The organism is Streptococcus sp. HMSC071D03 (assembly GCF_001812125.1).
Lineage (GTDB): Bacteria > Bacillota > Bacilli > Lactobacillales > Streptococcaceae > Streptococcus > Streptococcus pseudopneumoniae_N.
The window spans coordinates 2,280-2,533 of record NZ_KV807811.1; the positions used below are offsets into that span (position 1 = coordinate 2,280).

Here is a 254-nt window from a genome sequence, read left to right on the forward strand (position 1 = left end):
CTTCAATGGGCAGAAAAGCATGATGGTGGGCCAAGTTTACTTTTTAGTGAAACAGAGTTAGTTGATTATCAGTCTTTTGCAACAGAGCTATATAAGCAGAATAATATCTATTACGAAAAGCATCATGCAAGTGTAAGTGATCGAATGAACCAGGTAGAAGGTGCTTCTTATACTCCTTTTACAAAGGTTCAATTTACTTTATACAGCCCTGATGGTGAACTGATTCAGGATGGTATCCGTTACAATATTGGTGA

At 37.0% G+C, this 254-nt stretch carries 1 protein-coding gene; it reads left to right on the forward strand.

The features are described 5' to 3' along the window. A partial coding sequence (locus tag HMPREF2837_RS11970; protein WP_186823221.1) for an LPD25 domain-containing protein occupies positions 1-254 on the forward strand: 254 nt, incomplete at both ends.